The organism is Streptomyces mayteni (assembly GCF_054783955.1).
Genome location: NZ_BAAGPR010000131.1, coordinates 1 through 18,687, shown reverse-complemented (window position 1 = coordinate 18,687; position 18,687 = coordinate 1). Strand labels below are relative to the sequence as shown.

Below are 18,687 nucleotides of genomic sequence, written 5' to 3'. Positions count from 1 at the left end.
GTCGCGGCCCTGCTCGGCCCGGGGCCGCCGGCCGCCGTCTGGCTGCCGGCCCACACCCGCGCCGGCCTCGCCGCGTGGATCGCCGCCGGTGGCGCGGCGGTGGCGGCCCTGTCGTCGCTGAGCGCGGCGGTGGAGCTGACGGTGATCCTGCACGCGGCCGCGATGTAACTCCGGACCGTTGGTTTTCCCCCACCCACCCGCCCTTTTCGCCGCGGCGGGTGGCCCTGGGCCTTCGGCGAGGTTCGCCCCCCCGCCTGGCCGCTCCGCGGGCTCGGCATGGCGTGCGGCTGGCGCCCCGGCGCTCCCCGCCGCTACGGCGGCGGGTGGGCCGGGCCGTTGCCCCGGCGCTTCGCGCGGAGTTCGTGCCTCCCCGGCCGCTTCGCGAGCGCGGCGGCCGCACCGCCCGGGTTTTTCCCCACCCGCCCATCCTTTTCGGGGCGGGTGGGTGGCCCTGGGCCGCACCGCCCCGGCGCTCCGCGCGGGGTACGCCCCCCGTCTGACCGCTCCGCGGGCGCATGGTGCCCTCGGCATGGCGTGCGGCTGGCGCCCCGGCGCTTCGCGCGGGGTTCGTCCCGTGGGCGCGGCGGCCATGCCGACTGGGCGCGTTGTGTCCTGGGCATGGTGCCCGGACTCTGCGGCCACGCCGGCCGGGCGCGTTGGGCCCTGGGTCGTGCCGCTCCGGCGCTTCACGCGGGGGTTCGCCCCCGCCCGGCCGCTTCGCGGGCTCACCGGGCCGCGCCGGCCAGGCGCGTAGCGCCCTGGGCATGGTGTGGCGCCCCGGCGCTTCGCGCCGAGCGGGAGGCCCGCCCGCAGGGCAGAACGCGGTGTCCAGCCCGGCCCTGTCAGGTGGCGGTGGGGCGCGCCGAGCCCTCGGTCAGTTGGTGGAGCGTGGCGTCCAGGTGGGCGTCGATCGCCGCCAGCAGGCGACGTTCCGTGCCGTCGCGCAGGAGCTCGATCAGGGCTTGGTGTTCGGCCGCCAGGGCCGCCCGCTCGCGGCGGGCTTCCGGCCTGGTGGAGAGGCCGATGCGGGTCTCGGCGACCAGGGTGGCGAACATCCGGGAAAGCCGGGGGCTTTCGGCGGATTCCACCAGAATCTCGTGGAAGGCGAGATCGCGTTCCACCACCTCGGCCCAGGAATCCTCGGCGGCGGCCGCCAATTCGGCGGCGGCCACCTCGAGTCGGGAGAGGTGGCGTTCGTCCTTGCTCTTCCACAGCAGCGAGGCGGCCTTGCGCTCGATGAGGCGCCGGGAAAGGCAGACGTCGGCGAGGTCGGCGGGGCCGAGCTCGATCACGAAGACGCCGCGGTTCTTGATGTTGACCAGCAGCCCTTCCTGCACCAGCCGTTGCAGCGCCTCCCGCACCGGGCCCCTGCTGATCCCGAAGGTGGCCGCCAGTTGGGCCTCGGCCATCTGGCTGCCCGAGGGGAACGTGCCGTCCACGATCCGTTCCCTGAGCTGATCCACGATGAGGCTCGACGTGGTGCGGCGCGTGATCGGGACGAGTCCCTCAATCACCTCGGTCACGATTCCCCTAGCTGTCATTCGGATTGTTGACAGCTTACAGCGGGGTGATGTGCCGGCGGGCACGGGCCCCGGTACGAGGGGTGAATTTCAGCCGCGGCGAATGGCCACGATCTTGGGTTCCGTCATGGCCTCCACCGCGTAACGTACGCCCTCGCGGCCGACGCCGGAGCGTTTCGGGCCGCCGAACGGCATCGCGTCGATCCGGAAGTCGCTGCTTTCGTTGATCATCACCGCGCCCACCCGCAGCCGTTCGGCGACGGCCAGGGCGGTGTCGATCGAGGCGGTGAACACGCCGGCCTGCAACCCGAAGTCGGTGGCGTTGGCGCGGGTCACCGCCGCGTCGAGGTCCGTGAACGCCTCGACCGTCACCACCGGGCCGAACACCTCGTCCGTCGCGATCCTGACCCCCGGCGGGACGTCGGTGAGCAACGTCGGCCAGTGGAACGCGCCTTCCCGGCGCCCGCCGGCGCGGACCCGGGCCCCGGCGGCCACCGCCTCCGCGACCCACTCGGCGACCCGGGCCGCCTCGCCGGCCGAGACCAGCGGGCCCACGTCGGTCAGCGGGTCCCGCTTGCTGCCGACCCGCAGCCGTTCGGTCGCGGCGACCGCCTCGGCCAGGAAGGCGTCGGCGGACTCCGCCGCCACCAACACCCGTTGCACCGAGAGGCAGTTCTGTCCCGCCACCCCGAACGCGCCGTCGACGACCGCCCGCGCGGCCGCCGCCGGGTCGGCGTCGGCCAGCACGAGCACGGCGTTGTTCCCGCCGAGCTCCATCAGCGTCTTCCTGGCGCCGGCGGCCCTCGCCACCGCCTCGCCGGTGCGGTGCCCGCCGGTGAACGACACCAGGTCGACCAGCGGATGGCCCACCAGCGCCCGCCCCGCCCCGGCGCCGGCGCCCGGCAGCACCGCGATCCGGTCGGCCGGCACGCCCGCGTCGAGCAGGGCCGCGGCGAAGGCCAGCGCGGTCAGCGGGGTCGCCTCGGCCGGCTTGAGCACCACGCCGTTGCCGCCGGCAAGCGCGGGGCCGAGCTTGTGCGCCACCAGGTTGAGCGGGTCGTTGAACGGGGTGATCGCCGCCACCACCCCCACCGGCTCCCTCGTGTACCAGCCGAGCCGCCCCGCGCCGCGCGCCGTCGCGTCGAACGGCAGGGTCTCGCCGGTGAGTCGGCCGGCCCACTCGGCCGAGAGCCGCAGCGTCTCGGCGGCCCGCGACACCTCGGCCGCCGCCTCGCGCACCGTCTTGCAGCCCTCGCCCGAGATCAGCCCGACCAGGTCGTCGCGGCGCTCGACCAGCAGACCGGACGCCGCGAGCAGCGCCTCCCGCCGCCGCCAGCCGGGCCACGCCGGCCCGTCGTGCACGGCCGCCGCCACCGCCCGCACCGCGGCGTCCACCTCGGCGGGCGTCGCGTCGGTCACCTCGCCGAGCGGGTGGCCGTCCTCCGGGTCGTGGACGGGGAACGCGGCGGCGCCGTCCCGCCACTGGCCGGCCCAGAACGCCCCGGCGGGCGGCCGCCAGCCGGGCGCGACGGCGGGCCGGGTGGCACCCGTCTGGTTGTCGATCCCCTCGATCCGTGTGCGCATCGGCTGCTTCCTCGCGTTCTTGTGGTGACCGGCCGGGTCAGGAGTTCCAGTAGTGGCAGGAGACGGTGTGGCCGGGACCCTCGGCCGGGGACGGCGCGGGCGCCTCGGTGGCGCACCGCTCCCCTGCCAGGTCGCAGCGCTGCCGGAACCGGCAGCCGGCCGGCGGGTCGAGCGGGCTCGGCGGCTCGCCGCGCAACGTCCCGAACTCGACGCCGGACGACGGACGTTCGGGCAGCGAGGCGGCCAACAGGGCCCGGGTGTAGGGGTGCGCGGGACGCTCGAACAGGTCGTCGCGGGTCGCGACCTCGATCAGCTGGCCGAGATACATCACCGCCACCCGGTCGCAGACGTGCCTGACCACCCGCAGGTCGTGGGAGATGATCAACAGGGTGAGGCCGAGCCGGTCCTTGAGCTCCAGCAGCAGGTTGAGGATCTGCGCGCGGATCGAGGCGTCGAGCGCCGACGTCGGCTCGTCGCAGACCAGGAAGCGCGGCCGCAGCAGCAACGCCCGTGCCACCACGACGCGTTGCAGCTGGCCGCCGGAGCACTCGGCGGGCCGGCGGGAGAGGAACGACTCGTCGAGGCCCACCTGTTCGAGCGCCGAGACGATCCGCTCCCGCCGCTCGGCCCGGCCGCCGACGCCGTGCTGGGCCAGCGGCGCCTCCAGGCTGGTGCCGAGCCGCATCCTGGGGTCGAGGGCGGCGTGCGGGTCCTGGAAGACCAGCTGCATCTCGCGGCGCAGCGCCCGCCGGCCGGCCCGGCCGCGCCGGGCGATGTCGGCGCCGTCGAAGAGCACCCGACCCCGGTCGGCGCTGACCAGCCCGAGCACCGCCCTGGCCAGTGTGGTCTTGCCGCAGCCCGACTCGCCTACCAGGCCGAGGACCTCGCCCGGCGCGATGGCGAAGGAGACGTCGTCCACGGAGTGCACCGACTGCCGGCGGCCGGTCAACGAGCGGGCGCCCACCGGGAAGTGCTTGACCAGGCCCTCGACGCTCAGCAGGGGGGCGGGCGCCGTCACGCTCCCACCGCCTCGGACGGTTGCGCCCAGCACCTGGAGCGGTGCCCTGAGCCGCAACTGCTGAGCGTGGGCTCCTCGTTCTCGCAGGAGTGGGCGACGCCCAGGCCCTCGGCCACCGGGCAGCGCGGCCGGAACCGGCAGCCCCGGCGCAGCTCCCTGGCCTGGGTCGCGCTGCCCGGGATGGTGTAGAGCCGGTCGGCCTCGGTGCGCAGCAGCGAGGCGCGCAACAGCGCCTGGGTGTAGGGGTGTCGGGGCGCGTCGAAGATCTCGGCCACCGGGCCGTCCTCGACGATCCGCCCGGCGTACATCACGGCGACCCGGTCGGCTGTGGTGGCGACGATGCCCAGGTCGTGGGTGATCAGCAGGACCGACATCCCGGACTCGCGCTGCCGCCGCTTGAGCAGCCGGAGGATCTGGGCCTGCACGGTGACGTCCAGCGCGGTGGTGGGCTCGTCGGCGATCAGCAGCCCGGGGTCGCCGGCCAACGCGGCGGCGATCATGACCCGTTGGGCCATGCCGCCGGAGAGCTGGTAGGCGTAGGAGCGGGCCCGCCGCTCCGGCTCGGGGATGCCGACGTCCCGCAGCAGCCCGGTGACCCGGCGCTTCGCCTCCCGGTGGCTGAGGCCGCGGTGCAGCCACAGCGGCTCGGCGACCTGGTCGCGGACGGTGGCGGTGGGGTCGAGCATGGCGCGCGGCTGCTGGAAGAGCATGGCCACCCGGCCGCCCCTGATCCGGTCCATCCGGTGGGGCGGGAGGCCGACCAGGTCCTCGCCCTCCAGGGCGATGGAGCCCTCGGTGATCCGGGCGCCGGCCGGCAGCAGGCCCATGGCGGCGCGGGCGGTGACGCTCTTGCCGGATCCGGACTCGCCGACCAGGGCCAGGATCTCGCCGCGCCGGACCGTGAGGTCCAGGCCCTCCACGACGGCGGCGTCGCCGAACGCCACCCGGAGGCCGCGGATGTCGAGCGCGGCGTCGGGGGCGGTGTCGGCCGCCGGTTCTGGGGTGGTGCTCGGTGGTGTGTGGGGTCGCGGTTTCATCTCCGGCCTCCCGGTGTCTGGTTGGCGGGGCTTGGGTGGGCGAAGCCTGGTCGGGCGGGGTTCAGCGCTGTGACTGGCGGAGCCGGTGCCGCAGGGTCACCACCGCCTCGGCGAAGTGCCGTTGCAGGGTGACGAGCGCGGTGTCGAGGTCGGCGCCGGCGATCAGTTCCACCAACTCCCGGTGCTCCGGGAGCAGGTCGAGCCTGGCGGGTTGCAGGTCGGCGTACATGTTGAGGCAGAGCCGGGTCTCGGAGATCAGCGTGTCGAACATCCGGCTGAGGCGGTGGCTGCCGGCGGCGTTCACCACCAGCCGGTGGAAGCGCACGTCGATGTCGCCGAGCGCCCGCCAGTTGTCGGTCTCCACGGCGTCGGCCATCTCGTCCACCACCCGCCGCAGCGCGTCGACCAGTTCGGCGGGCGCGGGGGAGGCCATCACCTGCCGGAACGCGGCGGCCTCCACGGCCTCGCGGGCGAAGAAGACGTCGACGATGTCCTCCTCGCTGAGCACCGGGACGAACACCCCGCGGTGCGGCTGGCTGGACAACAGTCCTTCCTGGATGAGGCGTTGCAGGCTCTCGCGGACCGGTCCCCGGCTGACGCCGAGGCGTTCGGCGAGCTCCGCCTCGTGCAGCTGGCTGCCCGGCAGGAAGACGCCGTGGTAGATGCCCTCCCGCAGCTGCTCGGTCACCTGCGAGACGAGGGTGCGGCGGGGGATGGGAGTGATGTGTGACGTGGTCATCGCGGTCGCTTCGTTCCTTCGGTGCGGCGAGTGGGGTCATGCGGCGGGTGGTCAGCCGGCGGCGGTCATGCGCGGTCGTCGGTCCTCGGCTCCACCCCCTGCCCGATCAGGGTCACGCTGAGCGCGGTGACGAAGATCGCCAGCCCGGGCACCAGCACGAGCAGCGCCGACTGCTCCATGTAGGGCTGGGCGTCGAGCAGCATCGCGCCCCAGTCGGAGTCGGGCGGCTGCACGCCGAGCCCGATGAAGGAGAGGCCGCCGACGGTGATCAGCTTGTGGCCGAACCGCAGGAAGCCGAGCGCGGTCACCGGCCGGGCGGCGTTGGGGATGACGTGCCGCACCACGATGAACGTCCGGGAGCAGCCGAGCGCCTCGGCCGCCTCGATGAAGTCGCGGCCGTTGATCTCCAGCGCCAGGCCGCGGGACAGCCGGGCGAACGGCGTCCAGCCGACGATGGTGAGCGCGGCGATCAGCGTGCCGTGCCCGGTGCCGAGGACGGCGATCAGGAACAGCGCCACCACCACGTCGGGGATGGCGATCAACAGGTCGACCACCCGCATCAGCACCTCGTCGACGAGGCCGCCGACGCGGGCGCTGAAGGCGCCGATCAGGGTGCCGATCAGCGCCGAGAGCAGCAGGGTGATCGCGGCGATGGTGACCGAGAACCGGCCGCCGTGCATCAGCCGGCTGAGCACGTCCCGGCCGAGGTGGTCGGTGCCGAGCCAGTGTTCGGCGTTGGGGCCGGCCAGCCGCTGGTTCAGGTCCTGGGCGGCCGGGTCGAAGGGGGCGATCCAGGGGGTCAGCAGCAGCACGAGCACCACGGCGACGAAGACCGCGCCGCCGGCGAGCACCGGCCAGCGCTGGCCGCGCAGCCGGCGCAGCGTGCTGGTCGACCTGGCCCCGGCGGCGGGGAGTCGGGCGGGCGCGGCGGCCCGTTCAGTGAGCGTCATGGCGGACCCTCGCGGTGGGGTTGATCAGTTCGCCGAGCAGGTCGGCCAGGGTGCTGACGGCGATGGCCAGCGCGACGACGCAGAGCAGCCCGCCCTGGATCACCGGGATGTCCTGGTTGACGACGCCCCGGTAGACGAGTTGGCCCATGCCGGGGATGTTGAACAGCACCTCGATGACCACCGAGCCGCCGAGCAGCCCGGCGAACCAGACCGAGGAGAGCGTCAGCACCGGCAGCAGGCCGTTGCGCAGCCCGTGCCGCAGCAGGGTGGCGCGGGAGCCGAGGCCGCGGCTTCTGGCCGCGGTGATGTAGGGGGCGGCAAGGACGTCGATCATGGCGGCCCTGGTGATCCGCAGCACGTAGGCGAGAGGGCGGAGGGTCAGGGTGAGCGCGGGCAGGATCAGGGAGGCCGGCGTCTCCCACCCGGCCGACGGCAGCCAGCCGAGGTGGCGGGAGAACACCAGGACGAGCACGGGGGCCAGCCAGTACTCGGGGATGGCGACGAAGCCCTGGGTGACCAGGGTGATGCCGTGGTCGAGTCGGCTGCCGTGCCGGGTGGCGGCCAGGGTGCCGAGCGGCACCGCGATCAGGACCGCGGTGCCGAGGGCGACGACGGCCAGGGTGACCGAGACGCCAAGGGCGTTGCCCAGCAGCTCGGAGACCGGTCCCCGGCTGGTGAACGAGAGCCCGAAGTCGCCGCCGATCACCCGGCCGAGCCAGCTGAGGTACTGGGCGAGCAGCGGCCGGTCCAGGCCGAGGTCGGCCTTCAGGGCCTCGACGGCGGCCGGGTCGAGGGCGTTGTCGGCGACCCGGGAGCGCAGCACGGCGCGGGCCGGGTCGCCGCCGCTGAGGTAGGGGATGAGGAAGGCGAGCAGGGAGACGACGAGCAGCGTGGCCAGGGTGACCGTGGCCCGTCTGAGGGCGAATCTGAGCATGGGACGCACCTCCTTCCGGCCGTCCGTCGTCAGCCGGCGGCCTTGGGCCTGGGGCCCGTCTTTCGGGTCTTCGTGGGCTCACGACGTCTGGCATCCAGCCTGGCTGCGTTACCGAATCGCGCGAGTACGACCAAGTACGAGCTGCGATCCGGCGCCTTGCCAGGCGGGCGCCAGACGCCGCTCGCTGATCCACGAAGACCCAAAAGACAGGCCCTAGCGGATGGCATCGAGCGCCCGGTAGTAGGCGCCGGCGAACGGCAGGAACCAGGGCGGGCCGAAGTGTCCCGGCACGCGGGGGAAGGCGAGGCCGCGCCAGCTGTTGGCCGAGGCGTCGCCGCCGAGCACGTCGGCCATCTGGCGGCCCATGTGGGTGGCCATCTGGACGCCGTGCCCCGAGTAGCAGGCGGAGTAGAAGAGCCCCTCGTGCTCGCCGGCGTGCACCATCTGGTCGAGGCTGAGGTCGACGAGGCCGCCCCAGCAGTAGTCGATCCTGGCCCCGGCGAGCTGCGGGAAGACCGAGAGCATGCCCTTGCGGAGGATCCTGCCGCTCTTCAGGTCGGAGGCGGCGTTGGACATCGCGAACCTGGCGCGGCCGCCGAACAACAGCCGGTTGTCGGGGGTGATGCGGAAGTAGTAGAGGATGTTCTTGGAGTCGGAGGCCATCCGGCGGGTGGGCATCAGCTCGTCCACCACGTGCTGCGGCAGCGGCTCGGTGACCACGATGAAGCTGCCGACCGGCACGATCCGGTTGCGCAGCCAGCGGAACGAGGAGCCGGTGTAGGCGCCGCTGGCGAACAGCACCTGGTCGGCGCGGACGGTGCCGATCGGGGTGACCACGTCGTGCCGGTGGCCGGCGATCCGGCGGGTCCTGGTCACCTCGGTGCCTTCCAGGATCCGCACCCCGAGGCGTTCTGCGGCGTCGGCCAGGCCGCGCACGAACTTGCCGACGTGCAGCCCGGCGCCCTGCGGGTCGGCCATGGCGCCGTGGTAGTGGTCGGTGCCGACCTCGGCGCGCAGGTCCCGCTTCGGGATCAGCTCCGTCTGGTAGCCGATCATCTCGGCCAGCGCCTCGTGGGTGCGGGCCAGCCGCTCGTAGTGGGCGGGCTTGCAGGCCAGGTTGAGCTTGCCGGTGCGGGCGAAGTCGCAGTCGATGGACTCCTCGGTCACCAGCTTCTCGACGGTGTCGATGGCGTCGTTGTAGGCCAGGTAGAGGGCCTTGGCGGTGGGGATCCCGTAGCGGGCCACGGCGGTCAGGAAGCCGATGGCGAGCCCGGTGGTGCACATCCCGCCGTTGCGCCCCGAGGCGCCGAAGCCGACGGTGTCCTGTTCGAGGACCGTGACGGCGGCGCCCTTGCGGGCCAGGTGGACGGCGGCGGAGAGCCCGGTGAGGCCGGCGCCCACGATCGCCACGTCGGTGCGGCCTTCGAGGGCGACGCCGGTGCGGTCGGGCGCGGCCGGCGCGGTGTCGAGCCAGTAGGGAACGGACTTCACGTCCTTTACCTCCTTTCCGTCACAGGCCGAGCAGCGCCGGCAGTTCGGTGAGCGCGGTGATCTCGGTGTAGCCGTAGTACGGCGTGCTGGGCTCGTAACCCCGGTTGAGGTAGACCTTGTTGGTGATCCGCAGGTCGTGCGCCGGGATCAGGTCGTAGCGCAGGCTGGACGAGACGTGCAGCAGGTCGCCCGGCGCGCAGCCCAACTGGTCGAGCATGTACTCGAAGGCGGCGAGCCTCGGCTTGTAGGCGCGGGCCTGCTGGGCGGTGAACACCGAGTGGAACGGGGCGCCGAGCTTCGCCACGTTGTCGGCTATCTGGTCGTCGGCGGCGTTGGAGAGGATCACCAGCGGGAACGCCTCGGCCAGCCTGGCCAGCGCCTCCGGCACGTCCGGGTGCGCGCCCCAGGTGGGCACCGCGTCCACGATGGCCTGGCCGTCCGACTCCCGGTAGGGGAGGTTCCAGAGCGCGTTGGCCCGCTTGAGGGCGCTGGTGACGACGTCGGGGTAGGGCTGGTAGGCGCCGAGCACCTCGTCGATCCGGTAGGCCTCGAAGTCGTCGAGGAAGTCCTCCATCCGCTCCTCGGCGACCCGGTCCGCGTAGCGGCCCCGGGTGACGGCCGACATCTGGAAGTGGGTCAGGGTGCCGTAGCAGTCGAAGGTGATGAACTTGGGGCGGAAGTCGATCATCTGATTCCCTCTCTGAGCGGTGTGTTCCCGGTGTTCCCGGTGTTCCCGGTGTTCCCGGTGTTCCCGGTGTGGTTCCGGGGGCGTTCCCCGGGTGGGGCGCGGACGGCTCAGCCGTCGGCGAGTGCCAGGTCGGCGGTCAGGGTGTAGTAGGGGTGCAGCACGAAGCCGGTGACGCCGGCGTGGGCCACGGTCTCCGTCTCGTGCACCAGGAAGACGTTGACGGCCCGCCGCTGGAGGTCGGCCGCCAGCTGCGCGTAGGTCGCATAGCGTTCGTCCCGGTCGGCGGTGGCGCGGGCCTGGGCGATCAGCTCGTCCACCTCGGGGTCGCAGAGCTGGGTGATGTTGAAGCCGCCGTCGCAGGAGTAGTCGGCGGTGAGGAAGCCCAGCGGGTCCGGCATGTCGCCCAGGTGGTTGCGGGAGAGCAGCGCCATGTCGAAGTCGCCGTCCAGCAGGCTCGGTTCGACGGAGGCGTAGTCGGCGGTCTCGATCTCCACGGTGACGCCGGCGGCCCGCAGCTGCTCCTGGATCACGGCCGCCAGGTCGGCGAAGCCGGTGCCCTCGGTGTAGACGGTCAGGGTGAGGTCGAGCGAGCCGGGATCGACGCCCGCCTCCTCGAACAGCGCGGCCGCCGCCTCCGGGTCGGCGGTGACGGGCTCGGCGTCGGTGGGCGCGAACGGTTCGTCGGGGGCGAACGGGCCGACGGCCGGCCGGGAGGCGCCCGGGTAGACGGCGTCGCTGATCTCGGCCGTGTCGACGGCGGCCTGGACGGCGCGCCGCACCCGCTCGTCGTCGAAGGGCGCGCGGGCGTTGTTGAGGATCAGCCCTGTGGTCCGCGGGAGTTCGGCGGTCTCCACCGTCACCCCGTCCTGCTCCGTCAGCGAACTCACGCTGGTGATCGGCATCTTGCGGGAGATCTGGGCCTCGCCGGTCTGGATCTGGGTGGCGCGCAGCGTGGCGTCGGTGACGAACCGCACCTCGGCCGCGTCGAGTTGGACCTCGCCGCCCCAGTAGGACGCGTTCCGCTCCAGCCGGACGGACTGCTGCGGCACCTCCTCGACGATGGTGAAGGGCCCGGTGCAGGTGGACTGCGGGTCGGTGGCGGAGTCGCCGTAGGCGTCGGGGGCCAGGATGCCGGTGTTGGGGGTGGCGAGTCGCTCCGGCATCAGGAACTCGGGCTCCGGGGTGGTGATCCGGACGGTGTCCTCGTCGACCGCCGCCACCCCGGTCACGGTCTCCGGCGAGAAGACGGAGGCGGGCGCGGTCGTCTCCAGGGCGTGGGTGAGGGCGCCGGCCACGGCCGCGCCGTCCATCGGCTCGCCGTTCTGGAAGGTGACGCCGGCGCGGAGGTCGAACTCCCAGGCGGTGGGCTCGACCTGCTCCCACGAGGTGGCCAGCATCGGCTCGACCGAGCCGTCCGCGTCGCGGCGCACCAGCGTCTCGAGACAACCGACCTTGGAGAGCACGAACGAGTCGTCCGTCTCCAACGCCCAACTCGCCGCGGGACCGAACGGCTCGTCGATGACGATGCTCCGCTCACCGCCCGCGCCACCCCCGCCGCCGTCCGCCGAACCGCCACCCATCCCACAGGCCCCGAGCACCGGGGCCAGCACCAACACCCCGCAGGTCACACGCGTTCTTCGCATCGCACTCACCCATTCGATGACGGCCGGAGCCGCAGCTCTTGCCCCGCCTCGTGGTCGGCTGTTGTGAGGCAGCACGTTAGGAGCGTCAACTGCCTCTTGTCTACAATCTTTCGTAAACAAGAGATTGCCGGTGGTGGCACACAGCCGACCGCCCCCGGTGCTCGCCGGGGCGAGCACCGGGGGCGGTGCCGTGCTGAGCTGGGAGAACGCCGGCCGCGGCCGGCCCGGATCAGACGAAGTCGCTCTTGTAGAAGACCGTGGCCTGCCGGACGTCGCGCGAGTTCGAGTGGAAGCCGAAGGCCAACCTGGGCCGGCCCGCGGCGATCCAGACGGCCATGCCCTGCGGCTCACGCCCGGGGAGCGACTGCCCGGCGTCGGTGACGAACCGGTCCACCACGGTGGACTCTCCCGCGCCGTTGAGGTCGAGGGCGGTCAGGCAGGCGGGGCCGCCGACCGGCCCCTCGATCAGGTACGCGTAACGGCCGCAGGCGGCGAACCCCTGGAACGGGTGCTCCCCGCCCCAGGCGCCGCGCGACGGCAGCGCCCGCTCGGCCAGCCGGTGTTCGCTGCCCAGCCGCCCGGCCCGCGCGTCGTCGAGGTCGAAGACCACGATCCTGGGCCGGTCGGGGGCCACTTTGTACCGCACCAGCAAACGGTTGGTCCATGGGTCGATCGCCGGCTGCGGCTCGATCATCGGGCCGCCGACCGACGGGGTGCGGTCCTCGATCGAGGGGTCGTCGGCGGTCAGCGTGGCCCCGTTGACGAACCGGAACCGGCCGATCCTGGTGCCGTACCCGCTGGGCCCGGTGCGCCACTCCGTCCACAGGTGGACCTCGCCCCGGTAGGGCTCGACGCCGATGCCCACGCCGTGCCCGAAGCCGCGCAGCGCCATCGCCCCCGACTGGTTCCCTGTGATGTCGGTCCTGGTCACCCACAGGTCGCCGATCCGGCCGGGGTCGGTGTTGGTCGAGTCGTACTGCGCGAAGTAGATGTGCTGCCGCTCGTTGTCGTAAGCGAACGACTGCAACACCCAGTTGGCGTGCAGCGAACGGCGCCAGAACGGATTGCCGCCGGCCCCCGACAGCCGGAACCGCGGCGAGTCGGGCAGGGCGGCCGCCGCCCGGCTCGCGCTGAGCATCCCCGTCGACCCGACCATCGCGGCGGCGGCGAGCAGGCCCCCGCCGGCCCGGTGGAACCGCCTGCGGCTGAGGGAGGGGGAGGGCGCGAGAGGCAAGACAGCTCCGTCATCTCGGTTGGGTAACGGTCGAGTCCCCATCCGATCACGGAACATGCCTCGGTCACAAGACGCGGCCCCGACGCCCCGCGCGCCCCGCGCGCCCCACGCGTCGCCGAGGACCAGGTCCTAGCCGGCGGCGGCCGCGGCCGCCAACGCGCGGCGCGCCTTGCGGCGGGTGACGAGCAGCCCGGCCAGGGCCAGCGCCCAGAACGGGTACTGCACCAGCCACGCGAGCCGGAACGCGTCGAAGGTGAACCCGCCCGCCGCGTCGAGCACCAGGCCCATCGCCACCAGCACGGCGAGCGAGGCCGTGAAGCCGCCCAGGTTCACCATGCTCTGCGCCACGCCGAGTTGGCCGGCCGGGTTGGACGTCCGCGCGATGTCGAAGCCCACCACGGAGCCGGGCCCGCCGGCCGAGAGCACCACGATCAACACCACCAGCAGCCAGAACGGCGCCCGGCCCGGCAGCGCGAGCACCACCGTCCACACGGCCACCGTCGTCCCGAGCACCCCGAGCAGCAGCCAGGAACGGCGCATCGGGTGTCGCGTCGTCAGCACCCCGAGCACCGGGCCGACGACGATGGTGCCCAGCACGAACAGGACGAGCAGCCCGCTGGCCGTCGACTGGGAGAGGCCCTGCGCCGAGACCAGGTACGGCACGCCCCACAGCAGCGAGAACGCCATCATCGAGAACTGGGTCGCCATGTGCCCGAAGAAGCCGAGCCGGGTGCCGGGGCGGCGCCAGATGGTGCCCAGCTGGCCCAGGATCTCCCGGGCCGACACCCGGTTGCGCACCGGCCGCGAGCCGGGCGGCGCGTTCCGCAGCACGGCGAGCGCCAGCACCGCGCCGAGCAGGCTCAGCGACGCGGCCGAGCCGAACGCCCAGGCCCAGCCGGCACCGCGGAGCAGCGCCAGGAACGGGAGCGCGGAGAGGATCTGCCCCAACTGCCCCAGGATCGTGGTCAGCTGGGTGACCAGCGGGACCCGGTGGGCCGGGAACCAGCGCGGCAGCAGGGCCAGCACCGAGACGAACATCAGCCCGTCGCCCACGCCCACCACCACCCGGGCCAGGATCGCCGTGGTCAGGTCGCTCGCGAACGCCAGCAGGAACTGGCCGGTGGCCGCCACGACGCCGCTGGCGCAGACCGTGAGCCGCGCGCCCCACCGGTCGACCAGCAGCCCGGCCGGTATCTGCATCGAGACGTAGACGATGACCTGGACGAAGACGAACGTCGAAAGCTGGGCGGGGGAGACCGCGAAGTGCTCGGCCGCCTCGAGACCCGAGACCCCGAGCGTGGTGCGCTGCATGATGGAGAACGCGTAGGCCAGCACGCCGACGGCCCAGATGGCGTACGAGCGTCTGGTGGGGAGGGTGGCCCCGGACCTCGTCGCTCCGATCCGCTCCGCCGCCCCAGCCCGCACCGTCTCCACGGGCGTCAGGATCCCAGCCCGCGTCGCCGGCGGACAAATCGCCCTGGAGCGATCCGGCCGCGGAGCCGCCGCCCCGATACTCGCCCTGACCTGCGGTTTCACCCGCGGTTTCGCGCCACGCGCCGGGGTGCGGCCGGCCCCCGGTCGTGACCGACATCACCGCCTCGTCCGGCCGATCCGCCATGATGAGGGCGACCGTTCCCGGGAGCGAGCACGACCCGGGAGAAGACGAGAGAAAGCGCGGTGACCCGAGTGACGGCAGCAGCCGGCCCGGCCGGTCCCCCTCCCACCCTGATGGTCGTCAACGGCCCCAACCTCAACCTGCTCGGCACCCGCCAGCCCGAGATCTACGGCGCCGACACGCTGGCCGACGTGGAGCGGCTGTGCGCCGAGACCGCCGCCCGGCACGGCGCGGCCGTCGACTGCCGGCAGAGCAACCACGAGGGGCAGCTGGTCGACTGGATCCACGAGGCGCGCCAGCACCACGCCGGCATCGTGATCAACCCCGCCGCCTACTCGCACACCTCGGTGGCGCTGCTCGACGCCCTGGCCACCTGCGACGGGCTGCCCGTCATCGAGGTGCACATCTCCAACATCCACCGCCGCGAGGCGTTCCGCCACCACTCCTACGTGTCGGCCGCCGCCACCGCCGTGATCGCCGGCTGCGGCGTCCACGGCTACGCCCTCGCCGTCGAGCACGCCTGCCGGCTGCTGGCCGCGGGCTGACCGCCCGCTGATCCCCGGCTGATTCCCCCGCCGGCGGCGGCTCCCGCACACGTCGCGAGCTGTACGATCGGCGGACCTCGCCGGGCGTCCCGCTGATGACGGTCATGCATGGCGGAACTCATCCGCCTGGCGATACCGTTTCCCTGGATATGAGTGGATTCGCGACCTTTGCTGGCCGGCTCCTGACGGCGCGATGGTGAGGATGAGCGGGATGGACGGACCCGGTGTCGGCAGGTCCGCCGTGGAGACGGCCTCGGCCGCGGTGGACGCCGGCGGCGTCGTCCGGGCCTGGAGCCCGGGCGCCCAACGGCTCCTCGGCCACGCCGCCGCCGACCTCCTCGGCCGGCCGGCGGCCGGCCTGCTCGCCCAGTCCTTGCCGCCGGGCGCGCTCACCCGGCCGGCCGGCTGGCGCGGCCCGCTCCGCCTCCGACACCGCGACGGACACGCCGTCGAGGCCGAGGTCGCGGTCAGCGCCATCGAGGACGGCGGCGGCGAGCCCCGCTGGCTGCTGCTCGCCACGCCAGCGCCGGGCGGCGAAGACCCCAGGACCATGGTGGCGTGGGCCCACGAGCAGTCGGGCGAGTCCCTGGCCATCTACGACCCAGGAGCCCACTTCGTCTGGGCCAACGCCACGGTCCGGCGGCACCTCGGCCGCAGCGCGGACGAGCTGATCGGCCGCCGCCTCGACCAGCTCTTCGAGCCCGGCGAACCCACCCCGGACAATCCCTTCGCCCCGGAGGACTCCAGGGAGGCCCAGGCCCTACGGGCGGTCGTCGAGCGGATACGCCGCGTCGGGCGCGAGGGCGGACAGGACCGCTTCGAGACCACTTCCGCCACCGCCGACAACCCCCAACCTGTCACCTGGGCCGTCAACCTCTCCGCCGTCCGTGACCCGGCAGGTGTCATCCGCGGCGTCTTCGTCGTCGCGTTGGACGTCACGGAGCAGGCCAACGCCCGCGAGCGTCTTGCGCTGCTCAAGGAGGCCGGCGACCGGATCGGCGGCACCCTCGACGTCACCACCACCGCGGGAGAGCTCGCCGACACGCTGGTGCCCACCCTCTGCGACCTGGCATTCGTCGACCTGCTGCCCCAGGTCGTCACCGGCGGCGAGCCGGCGCTCTCCGGGGAGCAGAGCGGCGGCCTCGCCATGAACCGCGCCGCCCAGCGCTCCGTCCGCGAGGGCACCCCCGAGTCCACGGTCGGGATCGGCCGGCTCGACGAGTACCCGAGCTACGCCCCGCCCGCCCGCGCCCTCACCACCGGCGCCTCCGTCCTGTCCGACGTCGACCACCCCGACTTCGTCCGGTGGATGGAGGCCGACCCGGCGCGCCGCGCCCGCGCCGAGGAGTACGGCGTCCGCGCCATGATGGACGTCCCGCTGCGCGCCCGCGGCATCGTGCTCGGCATCGCCAGGATGCTGCGCAGCCGGCCCGAGCCGTTCGCCGCCGACGACCTGCTGCTCGCCGAGGACCTGTGCGCCCGCGCCGCGGTCAGCATCGACAACGCCCGCCGCTACGCCAGGGAGCGCGGCACCGCGCTCGCGCTCCAGCGCAGCCTGCTGCCGCGTCAGCTCCAGGGCCAGATCGCGGTGGACGTCGCCTCCCGCTACCGCCCGGCCGCGGGCCGGCTCGGCGTCGGCGGCGACTGGTTCGACGTCGTCCCCCTCTCCGGCACCCGGGTCGCCCTCGTCATCGGCGACGTGGTGGGCCACGGCGTGCACGCCTCCGCCACCATGGGCCGGCTGCGCACCGCGGTGCGCACCCTGGCCGACGTCGACCTGCCGCCCGACGAACTGCTCACCCACCTGGACGACCTGGTCTCCCACCTTGCCGAGCAGGAGGAGGCGGCCGACCCGACCGCCGCCACCATCGGCGAGGTCGGCGCCACCTGCCTCTACGCGGTGTACGACCCGGTCTCCCGGATCTGCGCCATGGCCAGCGCCGGCCACCCGCCGCCCGTGATCACCGGTCCTGACGGCACCGCCATCCCGGTCGACATCAGCCCAGGTCCGCCGCTCGGGGTGGGCGGGCTGCCCTTCGAGGCCACTCAGGTGCGGCTGCCCGAGGGCAGCCTGATCGCGCTCAGCACCAACGGCCTGATCACCCCGCGCGGCCGGGCCATCGAGCAGGGCCAGCGGCTGCTGCACGAGGCGCTGGCCGCGCCGGCCGGCACCCTGGAGGAGATCTCCGACCGCGCCCTCGGCCGGCTGCTCCCCGAGCGGCAGACCGACGACGCCGCGCTGCTGCTGGCCAGGACGCGGGCGTTGGACGCGCAGCACGTCGCGACCCTGGAGCTGGCCGCCGAGCCGGCGCTGGTCGCCACCGCCAGGAAGGCGGCGGCCGACCAGCTCGTGGCCTGGGAACTCACCGAGGCCGCCTTCGTCACCGAGCTGGTGGTCAGCGAGCTGGTCACCAACGCCATCCGGCACGCGGAACCGCCCATCCAGCTACGGTTGTTGCGCGGCGAGACCTCGTTGATCATCGAGGTCTCCGACGGCAGCGGCACCGCCCCGCACCTGCGCCGGGCCCGCACCTACGACGAGGGCGGCCGGGGCCTGCTGCTGGTGGCCCAGCTCACCCAGCAGTGGGGCACCCGGCAGACCGCGACCGGCAAGACCATCTGGGCCGAGCAGCAGCTGCCGGCCGGCTAGCCGACCCGCTCCTCCACCAGCCGCCACACCTGCTCGACCGAGTCCAGGGCGCGCGCCTCGGCGGCCAGCGCCACGCAGTCGGCGTGCCGCAGGTCCCGCACCCGGGCCCGCACCGCGTCCAGCGCGGCAGGCGCCGCGGACAGCACGTCGACGCCGAGGCCCACGAGCAGCGGCACCAGCAGCGGGTGCGCCGCCGCGTCGCCGCAGACCGAGACCGGCCGCCCGTGCCGGTGCCCGGCGGCCGCCACCTCGCCGATCGCGGTGAGCACGGTCGGATGGGCGGCCAGCGCCGGGGTGGCGGCCGGGTCGCGGCGGTCCACGCCCAGCAGTTGGCAGGTCAGGTCGTTGCTGCCGATGGAGAGGAACGCCGCCTCGCGGGCCAACTCGTCCACGGCGTCGACGGCCTCCCTGAGCTCGACCATGACGCCGAGCGGCGGCGCCTCGACGCCGAGCTCGGCGGCGGCCCCGTCCAGCAGCGCACGGCAGGCGGCCAGCTCCGCGGGCGACGCCACCATCGGGATCATGATCCGCAGATCGGCCGACGTGGCGCGGGCCGCGGTCAGCAGCCCGCGGAACTGGTCGGCGAACGCCTCGGGCGCGGCCAGCATCAGCGGCAGCCCGCGGCCTATGTGGCCGCTCGGGCTGCCGGCGGCGAGGAACGGCGGCAGCTTGTCGTCCGCGAAGTCCAGGGTGCGCACCACCGCGGGCCGCCCGTCGAGCGCCCGCAGCACCGGCGTGACCGTGGCGACGTGCTGCTCCCTGGTCGGCCAGGCCGCCGCGTCCAGGAACGGCAGCTCGGTGCGGAGCAGCCCGACGCCCTCGGCGTTGACGTCCAGCGCGGCGCGCGCGTCGTCCGCGGTGGCCACGTTGGCGCGCAGCACCATCCGGTGCCCGTCGGCCGTCTCCGACGGCAGGTGCCGGCCGGCGGCCAGCGCGGCCCGGCGCTGGTCGGCCCCGGCGAGCGCGGCCAGCGCGTCCGTGCGCTCCGCTTCCGCCGGGTGGGCGACTGAAAGTCGGAGGCCAAGCGGTCTTAGGAAGA

The 18,687-nt window shown here is 73.8% G+C and carries 15 protein-coding genes; 2 read left to right on the top strand and 13 right to left on the bottom strand.

Translation table 11 applies throughout. The annotated features are described in order from the left end of the window. Positions 1-842: 842 nt before the first annotated feature. The 12 genes from ACYVPE_RS34845 to ACYVPE_RS34790 form a co-directional block, all read right to left on the bottom strand. Positions 843-1,523 carry a GntR family transcriptional regulator gene (locus ACYVPE_RS34845; RefSeq protein WP_461037816.1) on the bottom strand — a complete coding sequence of 227 codons (681 nt, stop codon included), beginning with the start codon at positions 1,521-1,523 and terminating at the stop codon, positions 843-845. Between the two features lie 87 nt (positions 1,524-1,610). After that, positions 1,611-3,104 (bottom strand): aldehyde dehydrogenase family protein, encoded by a 1,494-nt coding sequence (locus ACYVPE_RS34840; protein ID WP_461037815.1) that lies wholly within the window; start codon positions 3,102-3,104, stop codon positions 1,611-1,613. 37 nt (positions 3,105-3,141) lie between these two features. Further along, positions 3,142-4,122 (bottom strand): ABC transporter ATP-binding protein, encoded by a 981-nt coding sequence (locus ACYVPE_RS34835; RefSeq protein ID WP_461037814.1) that lies wholly within the window; start codon positions 4,120-4,122, stop codon positions 3,142-3,144. Continuing rightward, positions 4,119-5,159: an ABC transporter ATP-binding protein gene (locus tag ACYVPE_RS34830; protein ID WP_461037813.1), complete on the bottom strand. Its 1,041-nt coding sequence runs from the start codon at positions 5,157-5,159 to the stop codon at positions 4,119-4,121. Before ACYVPE_RS34830 ends, ACYVPE_RS34835 begins: the two co-directional genes overlap by 4 nt. Positions 5,160-5,220: 61 nt before the next feature. After that, on the bottom strand, positions 5,221-5,898 hold the full coding sequence (locus ACYVPE_RS34825; RefSeq protein WP_461037812.1) for a GntR family transcriptional regulator: 678 nt from the start codon (positions 5,896-5,898) through the stop codon (positions 5,221-5,223). 65 nt (positions 5,899-5,963) lie between these two features. Beyond that, the gene (locus tag ACYVPE_RS34820) at positions 5,964-6,848 is read right to left on the bottom strand and encodes an ABC transporter permease (RefSeq protein WP_461037811.1); all 885 of its coding nucleotides are present in this window, start codon (positions 6,846-6,848) and stop codon (positions 5,964-5,966) included. Beyond that, positions 6,835-7,782 carry an ABC transporter permease gene (locus ACYVPE_RS34815; protein ID WP_461037810.1) on the bottom strand — a complete coding sequence of 316 codons (948 nt, stop codon included), beginning with the start codon at positions 7,780-7,782 and terminating at the stop codon, positions 6,835-6,837. The genes ACYVPE_RS34820 and ACYVPE_RS34815 overlap by 14 nt, the downstream gene beginning before the upstream one ends. Before the next feature lie 213 nt (positions 7,783-7,995). Then, a complete protein-coding gene (locus ACYVPE_RS34810; protein WP_461037809.1) occupies positions 7,996-9,273 on the bottom strand; it encodes an NAD(P)/FAD-dependent oxidoreductase in 1,278 nt (425 codons plus the stop codon). 19 nt (positions 9,274-9,292) lie between these two features. After that, on the bottom strand, positions 9,293-9,961 hold the full coding sequence (locus tag ACYVPE_RS34805) for a haloacid dehalogenase type II (RefSeq protein ID WP_461037808.1): 669 nt from the start codon (positions 9,959-9,961) through the stop codon (positions 9,293-9,295). A gap of 107 nt (positions 9,962-10,068) precedes the next feature. Then, positions 10,069-11,604 (bottom strand): ABC transporter substrate-binding protein, encoded by a 1,536-nt coding sequence (locus ACYVPE_RS34800; RefSeq protein WP_461037807.1) that lies wholly within the window; start codon positions 11,602-11,604, stop codon positions 10,069-10,071. A gap of 229 nt (positions 11,605-11,833) precedes the next feature. Next, positions 11,834-12,838: a phage baseplate protein gene (locus ACYVPE_RS34795; protein WP_461037806.1), complete on the bottom strand. Its 1,005-nt coding sequence runs from the start codon at positions 12,836-12,838 to the stop codon at positions 11,834-11,836. 129 nt (positions 12,839-12,967) lie between these two features. Beyond that, on the bottom strand, positions 12,968-14,272 hold the full coding sequence (locus ACYVPE_RS34790; RefSeq protein ID WP_461037805.1) for an MFS transporter: 1,305 nt from the start codon (positions 14,270-14,272) through the stop codon (positions 12,968-12,970). 294 nt (positions 14,273-14,566) lie between these two features. Between ACYVPE_RS34790 and aroQ the strand changes: the two genes are divergently transcribed. Both aroQ and ACYVPE_RS34780 read left to right on the top strand, forming a co-directional pair. Further along, entirely contained in the window at positions 14,567-14,998 is a 432-nt protein-coding gene (aroQ, locus tag ACYVPE_RS34785) for a type II 3-dehydroquinate dehydratase (protein WP_461037817.1), read from the top strand. 211 nt (positions 14,999-15,209) lie between these two features. Continuing rightward, positions 15,210-17,648: a SpoIIE family protein phosphatase gene (locus ACYVPE_RS34780; protein ID WP_461037804.1), complete on the top strand. Its 2,439-nt coding sequence runs from the start codon at positions 15,210-15,212 to the stop codon at positions 17,646-17,648. Here ACYVPE_RS34780 and ACYVPE_RS34775 read toward each other — a convergent pair. After that, positions 17,645-18,687, bottom strand: a 1,043-nt coding sequence (locus ACYVPE_RS34775; protein ID WP_461037803.1) for a putative PEP-binding protein, incomplete at its 5' end; no start/stop codon positions are given. The genes ACYVPE_RS34780 and ACYVPE_RS34775 overlap by 4 nt on opposite strands.

What these genes read in the sequence shown, in the direction of transcription:
- ACYVPE_RS34840 (WP_461037815.1), bottom strand. Translation starts at nt 3,104, where the DNA reads ATGCGCACACGGATCGAGGGGATCGACAACCAGACGGGTGCCACCCGG.
- ACYVPE_RS34805 (WP_461037808.1), bottom strand. Translation starts at nt 9,961, where the DNA reads ATGATCGACTTCCGCCCCAAGTTCATCACCTTCGACTGCTACGGCACC.
- aroQ (WP_461037817.1), top strand. Translation starts at nt 14,567, where the DNA reads ATGGTCGTCAACGGCCCCAACCTCAACCTGCTCGGCACCCGCCAGCCC.
- ACYVPE_RS34830 (WP_461037813.1), bottom strand. Translation starts at nt 5,159, where the DNA reads ATGAAACCGCGACCCCACACACCACCGAGCACCACCCCAGAACCGGCG.
- ACYVPE_RS34820 (WP_461037811.1), bottom strand. Translation starts at nt 6,848, where the DNA reads ATGACGCTCACTGAACGGGCCGCCGCGCCCGCCCGACTCCCCGCCGCC.
- ACYVPE_RS34800 (WP_461037807.1), bottom strand. Translation starts at nt 11,604, where the DNA reads ATGCGAAGAACGCGTGTGACCTGCGGGGTGTTGGTGCTGGCCCCGGTG.
- ACYVPE_RS34780 (WP_461037804.1), top strand. Translation starts at nt 15,210, where the DNA reads ATGGACGGACCCGGTGTCGGCAGGTCCGCCGTGGAGACGGCCTCGGCC.
- ACYVPE_RS34825 (WP_461037812.1), bottom strand. Translation starts at nt 5,898, where the DNA reads ATGACCACGTCACACATCACTCCCATCCCCCGCCGCACCCTCGTCTCG.
- ACYVPE_RS34815 (WP_461037810.1), bottom strand. Translation starts at nt 7,782, where the DNA reads ATGCTCAGATTCGCCCTCAGACGGGCCACGGTCACCCTGGCCACGCTG.